Source organism: Micromonospora sp. NPDC003776, from assembly GCF_053605645.1.
In genome coordinates this window covers 1-9,096 of sequence record NZ_JBSGJR010000258.1, presented here as the reverse complement: position 1 = coordinate 9,096, position 9,096 = coordinate 1, and the positions used below count along the sequence as shown (strand labels likewise).

Here is a 9,096-nt window from a genome sequence, read left to right as displayed (position 1 = left end):
GTCGGGCAGTACCAGCGTCGTTTGCGCCAGCGCAGCCGCACTGGTCGACCGGCGACCGGCAGGTCCCGCGGCCGGGTCGTGGCCCACTGCTTCACCCGGGCCGCTCGCTGCCCACACTGCGGGCAGCATCGTGCCTGCTCACAACCGGTGGACACATCCACCACGGGGACGCCCTCGACGTCCAGCTCGACCCGTTCCACCACCAGGCCGTCCAGACCCAGCAGCCGGGTCGTATCGTTGACCATGCTCGCAGCTCTTCACTTGTGACCATCCGATCTAGACACTCAGATGATCACCGATGAGCTGCGAGCCCTCTATATCCGGGTCGCCGTCAGCCGCGAACCCCACTCAACTTCGAAGAGCCACCTTCGGCCGCGCGGTCGCCGAAAGGTGTGCGGGAACGTCATCACGGGGGAGTCGCCGCACGGGTGCCCGTGCGGTCGGGGCGCCTCGACCGGCCGGGCCGTCCGGCTTCGTCCCGCCGCACGATCGGCCGCTGGTCGACGGCGGGTGACCGGCGTCGGAGAGAGCGCGAGTCACGGTGGTCTCGACCGGTCACCGTAATTTAACCAGCGACCGCTATTGAAATTGCGGAGAGGAGGGCTCAGGATGGCGACTGAAGGCGACAACAAGCGGGAGGACAGCGGACGTGACCATCGCACCGGCACCGCGTCGCGTCGACCAGCAACCGGCCCGCGACCTGCTCGCCGCCGAAGAGGCCGCCGCCCGGTTCCTGCGCGCGCTCGGCGTCGACCTGGACGCCGACGGCCTGCGGGAGACGCCGGGCCGGATGGTCAGGGCGTACGTCGAGCTGCTCACCGCGCGCCCGTTCGACCTGACCACGTTCCCCAACGACGAGGGCTACGACGAACTGGTGCTCGCCCGCGCCATCCCGGTCCGGTCGGTCTGCGAACACCACCTGTTGCCGTTCGTCGGCGTCGCGCACGTCGGCTACCTGCCGGGGGATCGGATCCTCGGACTGTCCAAGCTCGCCCGCGTCGTGGAGTTCTTCGCCCACCGTCCACAGGTGCAGGAGCGGTTGACCCGACAGGTGGCGGACTGGTTGGCCCTCGAACTCGCCCCGCAGGGGGTCGGCGTCGTCATCGAGGCGGAGCACCTCTGCATGTCGCTGCGGGGGGTGCGGGCCACCGGCGCCACCACCGTGACCTCCACCTTTCTCGGGTCCCTGCGCGACGACGCCCGCCGCCGGGCCGAGTTCCTCTCCCTCTGTGGAACCCACTGATTGGAGCGCGGGATGGAAGACAGCCGCACGTTCGTCATCGTCGGCGCCGGTCTCGCCGGCGCCCGGGCCGCCCAGACCCTGCGCGAAGAGGGCTTCGAGGGCCGGGTGGTCCTCTTCGGTGCGGAACCCGAACGGCCCTACGAGCGGCCACCGCTGTCCAAGGGCCTGCTGCTGGGGACCACGCCACGGCCGGACGTGTACGTGCACGACGCCGACTGGTACGCCGCGAACCGGGTCGAGCTGCGTACCGCGACCCGGGTCACCGGCATCGACCGCGACGCCCGTCAGGTCGTCCTGGCCGACGGCGAGCGGCTCGGGTACGACCGCCTGCTCCTGGCGACCGGGTCGACGCCCCGCCGCCTGGACGTACCCGGCGCCGACCTCGACGGCGTACGGTACCTGCGCACCCTGGCGGACTCCGATCGGATCGCCGAGGCCCTCACCGACGGGGCCCACCTCGTGCTGATCGGCGCCGGGTGGATCGGTCTGGAGATCGCCGCGGCCGCCCGCCGGCACGGCGCCACCGTGACCGTGGTGGAGGCCGCCGACCTGCCGCTGCAGCGGGTCCTGGGCGACGAGGTGGCCCGTATCTTCGCCGACCTGCACCGCCGGCAGGGCGTGACCTTCCACTTCGGTGTCGGAGTCCGGCAGCTGGAGGGTGCCGGGCGGGTGTCCTCGGTGCTGCTGACCGACGGCACCCGGCTGGCCACCGACACCGTCGTCGTCGGTGTGGGCGTCCAACCCGACGTGGCACTGGCCGAGGCCGCGGGCCTGAAGGTGGAGAACGGCATCGTCACCGACGCCCGACTGCTCACCTCCGACCCGCACATCTACGCCGCCGGCGATGTGGCCAACGCCTACCATCCGCTGCTGGGCCGGCACATCAGGGTGGAGCACTGGGCCAACGCGCTCAACGGTGGCCCGGCCGCGGCCCGGTCCATGCTGGGCCAGCAGGTCGAGTACGCCCGGCTGCCGTACTTCTTCTCCGACCAGTACGACCTGGGGATGGAGTACTCGGGGTGGGTCGCGCCCGGCGGTTACGACCGGGTGGTCTTCCGCGGCGACCCCGCCGTGGTCGACGGCGGGGCGCCGGAGTTCCTCGCGTTCTGGGTCAGGGACGGCCGGGTGCTGGCCGGGATGAACGCCAACGTGTGGGACGTGACTGACCAAATCCAGGCGCTGGTGCGTGCCGGCCACGGCGGGCGGGGCGTGGACCTGGCTGGGCTCGCCGACCCGCGGGTGCCCCTGGGTGATCTGCTTGCCTGAGCACCGGCGGGCTCAGGCCGGTCGGATCTGGACGCAGCAGGCGCCGGGACTGGGTGCCAGCCGGGCGTCCAGGTCGGTGCGGCCGAGCTCGTCGAGCAGGCCGGCGAGGAACGCCTGGTTCAGGCCGCACACCAGCTCGGTCTGTTGGGCGGCGAGTTCGTGGAACGGGCAGTTCCGCAGCCGGATCAGGTCGTCGTCGCCGGCCGGCTCGAAACCGAGTCCCGCCAGGACCGCCATGATCGGCTCGTCGCCGTCGACCTGACGGCCGAGGGACTCCCCGCGCTGCCTCGCCAGCCGGAAGGCGGCGGACCGGGCATCGGTGGGCGCGTCGGCGACCGCCTGGGCGAGGATGCCGCCGATCAGGTCGTAACGCCGTTCCGGGATGGCCAGCGCGATGCAGCCGGGCGCCACCTCGTAGACCTTCGGCGTCCTGCCCCGACCGCGCGGCTGATCCGCCGGCGCCGCGTACCGGGCCTGCAACAGACCGGCGCCGACCAGCTTGTCGAGGTGGAAGGCCGCGAGGTTGCGCGAGATGCCCTGGGCCTCGGCCGCCTCGTCCCGGGTCAGGGTGGTCCTGACTGCGGACGTAGTCGTACAACGCCCGTCGTACCTGATCGACCAGGGCGGTCACCGCCTGCCACGGGGGCGTCGCCATGCCAAGCAGGTTATCACCAGCAAATGTTGTAGAAATTCCTCCACGGGTGCCGACCCGCCGCTGCCGCGTTAGGCGACGTGGCCGGCTCCCGCTATGCCGGCCGGTCGACCAGGGCGGCCAGCTTCTTCGGCGCCAGCACGCAGTAGCTCTCCGTCAGCAACTCGGCGACCTCCGTCCAGTCGGTGTCGTCGTCGAGCACCATGCCGACCACGTCCGCGGCCCAGTCCGGCTTGTAGAACGGAGGGCCGCTGCCGACCAGCCCGGCGATCTCGTCACCAGGCGACCGGAACGTCAACACGCAGATCGGCTCGTCGGTGGCGGCGGCCCGGGCATGGGCGGCCTGGTGCTCGGGGTCCACCGTGAGCACGTGCGCGAACGTGCGCTTGCGGATCCGCCAGCGCGTGCCCACCCACGCCGGCTCCTCGTAGGTCTCCGGCAGCCCGAGGCAGACCGGCCGGAGCCGGTCGAGGATCTCGGGCGGGACGTCACCAGGGCCAGTCACGCCGCGGACGCTACCCCGCCCCTGCGACAGTCTCGGCCCGCCGGACCGGCCACCCGTCCGTTCGGGCCCGTCACCGACCCGCCCGGCGTGTCGGCCCGGCCGAGCGCGGGAAACTGCTCGATTGTCGGTTCCGGGGATGCCGGTACGTCGTACCCGTGGAGTAGGACGGACGGGACCGATGAGTTTCGGCGGGCCGGACGGTCACTTCCCGGAGGCATCGTCGAATCGAGCGGAGGGATCAGGACATGACCGGTGTACGGGTGCTGGTCGGCACACGCAAGGGCGCGTTCGTGCTGACGTCGGACGGCCGACGCGGCGACTGGACCGTCGAGGGGCCGCACTTCGGCGGCTGGGAGATCTACCACCTCACCGGGTCGCCGGCCGACCCGGACCGGCTCTACGCGTCGCAGTCCGGCGGCTGGTTCGGGCAGCTGATCCAGCGCTCCGACGACGGTGGCCGGACCTGGAACGCGGTGGGTAACGACTTCGCCTACGCCGGCGAGGTCGGCGAGCACCTGTGGTACGACGGCACCCCGCGTCCCTGGGAGTTCAAGCGGATCTGGCACCTCGAGCCGTCCCGCGACGACCCCGACACGGTGTACGCGGGCGCGGAGGACGCTGCGCTCTACGTCAGCACCGACGGGGGCGGCAAGTGGACCGAGCTCACCGCGCTGCGGACGCACCCGACCGGCCCGCGGTGGCAGCCCGGCGCCGGCGGGATGTGCCTGCACACGATCATCCTCGACCCGGTGCACGAGGGCCGGATCTACGTGGCCATCTCGGCGGCGGGCGCGTTCCGCAGCGACGACGCCGGGGCCAGCTGGCTGCCGATCAACAAGGGCCTGCGTTCGGGGGAGATCCCCGACCAGGACGCCGAGGTCGGCCACTGCGTGCACCACATCACCCAGCACCCGACCCGGCCGGACACCCTGTTCATGCAGAAGCACTGGGACGTCATGCGCAGCGACGACGCCGGGGCGAACTGGCGCGAGGTCAGCGGCGACCTGCCGTCGGACTTCGGGTTCCCGATCGCCGTGCACGCGCACGAGCCGGAGACCATCTACGTGGTGCCGATCAAGAGCGACTCCGAGCACTACCCGCCGCAGGGCAAGCTGCGCGTCTACCGCAGCCGCACCGGCGGCAACGACTGGGAGCCGCTGACGAAGGGCCTGCCGCAGTCCGACTGCTACGTCAACGTGCTGCGCGACGCCATGGCGGTCGACACGCTCGACCCGTGCGGGATCTACTTCGGCACCACCGGTGGCCAGGTCTACCACTCGGCCGACGGCGGCGACAGCTGGGCGCCGATCATGCGGGACCTGCCGGCCGTGCTCTCCGTGGAAGTCCAGGTGCTGCCGTGATCCGGGTCGTCCTCCCGGCGCACCTGAAGAACCTCGCGCACGTCACCGGCGAGGTGCGGCTCGAGGTGACCGGCCCGGACGCCGGGCCGGTCACCCAGCGCCGGGTGCTGGACACCCTCGAGGCGACGTACCCGGTGCTGCTCGGCACGATCCGCGACCGGCACAGCGGCAAGCGCCGCGCGTTCGTCCGCTTCTATGCCTGTGAGGAGGACCTGTCCAACGAGTCACCCGACGCGCCACTGCCGGAGCGGGTCGTCGCCGGCGAGGAGCCGTACATCATCCTGGGCGCGATGGCCGGCGGATAGTCGCGTGTCCGACGCTCAGCGCTACGTGATCATCTGACTACGTAGAGATGCCTTACGCTCGACGTCAGCCCCGTCGGCGAGGGGTGGCTGCCAGCCGGGTCTCCGGCTCGCCGCGGGGGGGCCGTCCAGCTAAGGGGGCTTGCGTGACCGAGACGGCGGTCCCGGAGGAGCATCGCACCACCTCGCGGCCGCCCACCTCGGCGTCCAGCGAGTCGGTGCTGCCCGAGCTGCGCGAGATGTGGTGGGAGACGGGGCTACGGGCCCGGGCGCAGGCCGGCCTGTTCGCCGTCATCGCCGAACTGCCCCGCCTGGTCGGGGCGGCGTTCCGGATCAGCTGGCGGGCCGACCAGGTCCGCACTGGCGTGGTCGCCGCCGCCACGGTCGGCGCCGGGGTGCTCGCCGCGTTCGGCTTGCTCGCCACTCAGCAGGTCCTGGTCGAGTTGTTCGCCCGCGGGCCGACCGCTGGCAAGGTGGTCGCCGCGTTGCCCGCCCTCGCCGCCCTGGCCGGGGCGACGGCGGTGCGGGCCGGCATTGGCATTGCCACGGGGTACGCGCAGAACGGGCTCACGCCGCGGGTGAACCGGGAGGTGGACCGGGGCCTGTTCGAGATGAGCACCGCGGTGCGGCTGGAGGCGTTCGACGCCGACGCCTTCGCCGACGACATGGAACGCGCCTCCCGGGGCAGCGAATCCGCGATCGGGCTGGTCCAGGCCGCGATCAACCTCGGTGCCGGTCTGGCCGGTCTGGCCGCCATGGCGGTGGCGGTCACAGTCATCCATCCGCTGTTGCTGCTGGCTCTCCTGGTCGCGACGCTGCCGAAAGCGTGGGCCTCGCTGCGGGCGGGCCACCTGCAGTACCAGACCTACACCGCCGGGTCGGTACGGCGACGCCGGCTGTGGCTGCTGCACCGGCTGATGGCCGAACGGGTGTCGGCGCCGGAGCTGCGCTCATACGGCCTGCGCCGATTCCTGCTCGATCAGTACGACCGGGTCATGGGCGTGGAGACCGACATCCAGCTCGCCCTGGCCCGCCGGGTCACCACCACCATGGCGGTCGGGTCCATGATCGGAGGAGTGGCGACCGGTGCGGTGTACGTGCTGCTCGGGCTGCTGCTGGTGAACGGGCACATCCCGCTCGCCGCCGCGGCGACCTGCGTGATCGCCCTGCAGTCGGCGCAGCGGTCCCTCGGCATCGTGACGTACCAGGTCGACCAGGTCTACACCGAGGGTCAGCACTTCGGTGACTACACCGGCTTCATGGCCCGCGCCGCCGCCTACCTGCCCGACCGGTCCGGCGGCCAAGCACCGCAGCCGCTGCGGGAGCTGACCGTGCAGCAGGTCAGCCTGCGCTACCCCGACCGGGACACCCCCGCGGTGGACCAGGTGACACTCACCATCCAGGCCGGTCAGACCGTGGCCTTCGTCGGGGAGAACGGCTCCGGCAAGACCAGCCTCGCCGCGATGATCGCCGCCCTGCGCGCCCCGACCGACGGCGTCATCTGCTGGAACGGGCGGTCCCTGGACGACTGGGACACCACCGGCCTGCGGGCCCGCATTGCCGTGGTCACCCAGGAATACCACAAATGGCCCTTCACCGCGGCCACCAACATCGCCATCGGTGACATCGACACGGACCCCCGTCCGGACCGGATCGAGGCGGCCGCCGCCCGGGCCGTCGCCCACGACATGATCGTTGCCCTACCTTACGGCTACGAGACCCTGCTCGACCGGACCTTCGCCCACGGTCAGGACCTCTCCGGCGGCCAGTGGCAACGCATCACCGCCGCCCGCGGCTTCCTCCGCGACGCCGACCTGCTCATCATGGACGAACCCTCCTCCGCCCTCGACCCCCGCGCCGAGGACGCCCTGTTCCAGGCGATCCGCGACCGGCAGGGACGGGCCACCACCATCCTCATCACCCACCGCCTGGCCAACGTCCGCCACGCCGACCGGATCTACGTCCTGCACGACGGCGCCCTGACCGAGGCCGGCAACCACGACGAACTCATGACCGCCGGCGGCCGCTACGCCGAACTGTTCACGCTCCAGGCCGCCGGCTACGACGCCGCCCCGGCCCCGCCCCCACGGCAGCGCCCGCCCGCCACGCCCTGACGAGGATCCCGAGGACCGGCCCCGCTGGTGACCGGGGCGGCCACCAGCGGGTTTCCGGTGCTACCGGTCGAGGGAGGCGGTCGCCACACCGCGCCCGGTCTCCAGCGCGGCGAGCAGCATCGGCAGTGCCCGGTGCAGCTCCCGCTCCCAGTACGGCCAGCTGTGGGTGCCCGGCCCGTAGAAGTCCGTCTGCACGGCCACACCCCGTGCACGCAGCTCCGCGACGAAGTCGACGTTCTCCTGGTAGATGAGCGCCTCCAGACTGTTGGTGCGCCCGGGCGGATCGAACGGACCGCCGGCGGTGCCGTCGCCGCTGGCCACGAAGAGCGCCGTGTGCCGCAGCTGCTTCACCAGGTAGTAGGGGTCGTGCGCGGCCCAGACGTCCCGCTGCGCCACCGGGTCACCCCACAACGCGTACGGGTCCAGGCCGGTGCGGCCGAAGAACGGCAGCCAGTAGGACGGGTCCCGCAACGGGTGCACGACCCCGCTGAACGACGCCGCCGCGCGGAACATGCCCGGGTTGCGGGCCGCGTACGACATCGCCCCGAAGCCGCCCATCGACAGGCCGGCCACCACGCGCTTCGGCCCCGCGCCGTAGCCCCGCTCGATGATCTGCCGTACCTCGGTCAGGTGGAAGGTCTCCCACGCCGGGGCGCCGCCCTGGCCGGCGTTCCACCAGTCGCTGTACCAGCCGGCGGCGCCGGCCTCGGGCATGACGACCAGGACGTCCCGCAGCTCGGGGATGCTCGCCACGTCCGTCGACCGGGTCCAACTCACGTACGAGTCGCAGCAGCCGTGCAGGAGGTAGAGCACGGGCCAGTGGTCTCCCGGGGCCCGCTGTTCCCAGCCGACCGGCGTGAGCAGCCGTACGGGGGCGGCCCGGCCCAGCGCCGGCGACTCGATCGTGAGGTCGACCAGCCGGGGGCCGACGACGGTCTCCTGGGCGACGTACGCGCCGTCGGACGCCCGGACCGGGGCCGGGTCGGCGACGCCTGCGGTCGCCGCGAGCGCGGGCCCTGCCGGCAGGGCGGGTCCGGCCAACGCCAGTGCGGCGGCGAAGACGATCCCTGCTACCAACGATCTCCTCATGACTCCTCCTGAGCGGTGACCGGATGGCCGTCATGGTTCATGGCGAAACATGCTGATCGTTGCGTTCCGGGTCGGATGAGGCACAGCCGTCCAGGCCGGACAAGCGGTGAGCGGGCGGGCGGGAGCGATGACCGGCCGGTGTGGCTCGACGAGTGGTCCCGGCGCGACGTCGCGGTGCCGCCCGGACCGCCGAGGACGGTCAGGTCGCCGGCGGCGGCTCAGGCCACGCCGAGCCAGACGAGGCTGACCAGCCCGGCGAGCAGGCAGTAGACCGCGAACGGGGTCAGCGTGCGGGTCTCGAAGTAGCGGGTCAGGAACTTCACCGCGGCGTACGCGGAGAGCCCGGCGGCGAGGCTGCCGGCCAGCACCTGACCCCGGATGCCTGCGCCGAGGTCGCCGAACAGGTCCGGCAGCTTGAGCACGCCGGCGGCGAGGATCACCGGGGTGGCCAGCAGGAACGAGAAGCGGGCGGCGTCCTCGTGGGTGAACCCGCGCAGCAGCCCGGCGGCCATGGTGGCCCCGGAGCGGCTGATACCGGGCAGCAGGGCGAGGATCTGCGCGGCG

10 protein-coding genes are annotated in these 9,096 nt (G+C 72.2%); 5 read left to right on the top strand and 5 right to left on the bottom strand.

Features of this window, described 5'->3' with window-relative positions; genetic code table 11:
- Window positions 1–245, bottom strand: a 245-nt coding sequence (locus tag ACWEVO_RS20600) for a transposase family protein (protein WP_452309145.1), incomplete at its 3' end; no start/stop codon positions are given.
- A gap of 404 nt (window positions 246–649) precedes the next feature.
- Between ACWEVO_RS20600 and folE the strand changes: the two genes are divergently transcribed.
- Both folE and ACWEVO_RS20590 read left to right on the top strand, forming a co-directional pair.
- Window positions 650–1,243, top strand: coding sequence for a GTP cyclohydrolase I FolE (gene folE, locus ACWEVO_RS20595; protein WP_452309144.1), 594 nt, complete (start codon window positions 650–652; stop codon window positions 1,241–1,243).
- A 12-nt stretch (window positions 1,244–1,255) separates the two neighbouring features.
- Complete coding sequence (locus tag ACWEVO_RS20590) at window positions 1,256–2,509, top strand: NAD(P)/FAD-dependent oxidoreductase (protein WP_452309143.1); 1,254 nt, start codon at window positions 1,256–1,258, stop codon at window positions 2,507–2,509.
- A 12-nt stretch (window positions 2,510–2,521) separates the two neighbouring features.
- On the opposite strand, the gene ACWEVO_RS20585 is transcribed toward ACWEVO_RS20590, so the two are convergent.
- Window positions 2,522–2,920 (bottom strand): hypothetical protein, encoded by a 399-nt coding sequence (locus tag ACWEVO_RS20585; protein WP_452309142.1) that lies wholly within the window; start codon window positions 2,918–2,920, stop codon window positions 2,522–2,524.
- A 335-nt stretch (window positions 2,921–3,255) separates the two neighbouring features.
- Window positions 3,256–3,666: an MmcQ/YjbR family DNA-binding protein gene (locus ACWEVO_RS20580; protein ID WP_452309141.1), complete on the bottom strand. Its 411-nt coding sequence runs from the start codon at window positions 3,664–3,666 to the stop codon at window positions 3,256–3,258.
- Window positions 3,667–3,911: 245 nt separating this feature from the next.
- On the opposite strand from ACWEVO_RS20580, the gene ACWEVO_RS20575 reads away from it, so the two are divergent.
- The 3 genes from ACWEVO_RS20575 to ACWEVO_RS20565 all read left to right on the top strand — a co-directional run bounded on the left by ACWEVO_RS20575 (window position 3,912) and on the right by ACWEVO_RS20565 (window position 7,443).
- Entirely contained in the window at window positions 3,912–5,027 is a 1,116-nt protein-coding gene (locus ACWEVO_RS20575) for a WD40/YVTN/BNR-like repeat-containing protein (protein WP_452309140.1), read from the top strand.
- Complete coding sequence (locus ACWEVO_RS20570) at window positions 5,024–5,332, top strand: MoaD/ThiS family protein (protein WP_452309139.1); 309 nt, start codon at window positions 5,024–5,026, stop codon at window positions 5,330–5,332. Before ACWEVO_RS20575 ends, ACWEVO_RS20570 begins: the two co-directional genes overlap by 4 nt.
- Before the next feature lie 143 nt (window positions 5,333–5,475).
- Window positions 5,476–7,443 carry an ABC transporter ATP-binding protein gene (locus ACWEVO_RS20565; protein ID WP_452309138.1) on the top strand — a complete coding sequence of 656 codons (1,968 nt, stop codon included), beginning with the start codon at window positions 5,476–5,478 and terminating at the stop codon, window positions 7,441–7,443.
- 60 nt (window positions 7,444–7,503) lie between these two features.
- On the opposite strand, the gene ACWEVO_RS20560 is transcribed toward ACWEVO_RS20565, so the two are convergent.
- Window positions 7,504–8,532 carry an alpha/beta hydrolase gene (locus ACWEVO_RS20560; RefSeq protein WP_452309137.1) on the bottom strand — a complete coding sequence of 343 codons (1,029 nt, stop codon included), beginning with the start codon at window positions 8,530–8,532 and terminating at the stop codon, window positions 7,504–7,506.
- Between the two features lie 218 nt (window positions 8,533–8,750).
- On the bottom strand, window positions 8,751–9,096 hold a 346-nt coding region (locus ACWEVO_RS20555), incomplete at its 5' end, for an undecaprenyl-diphosphate phosphatase (RefSeq protein WP_452309136.1).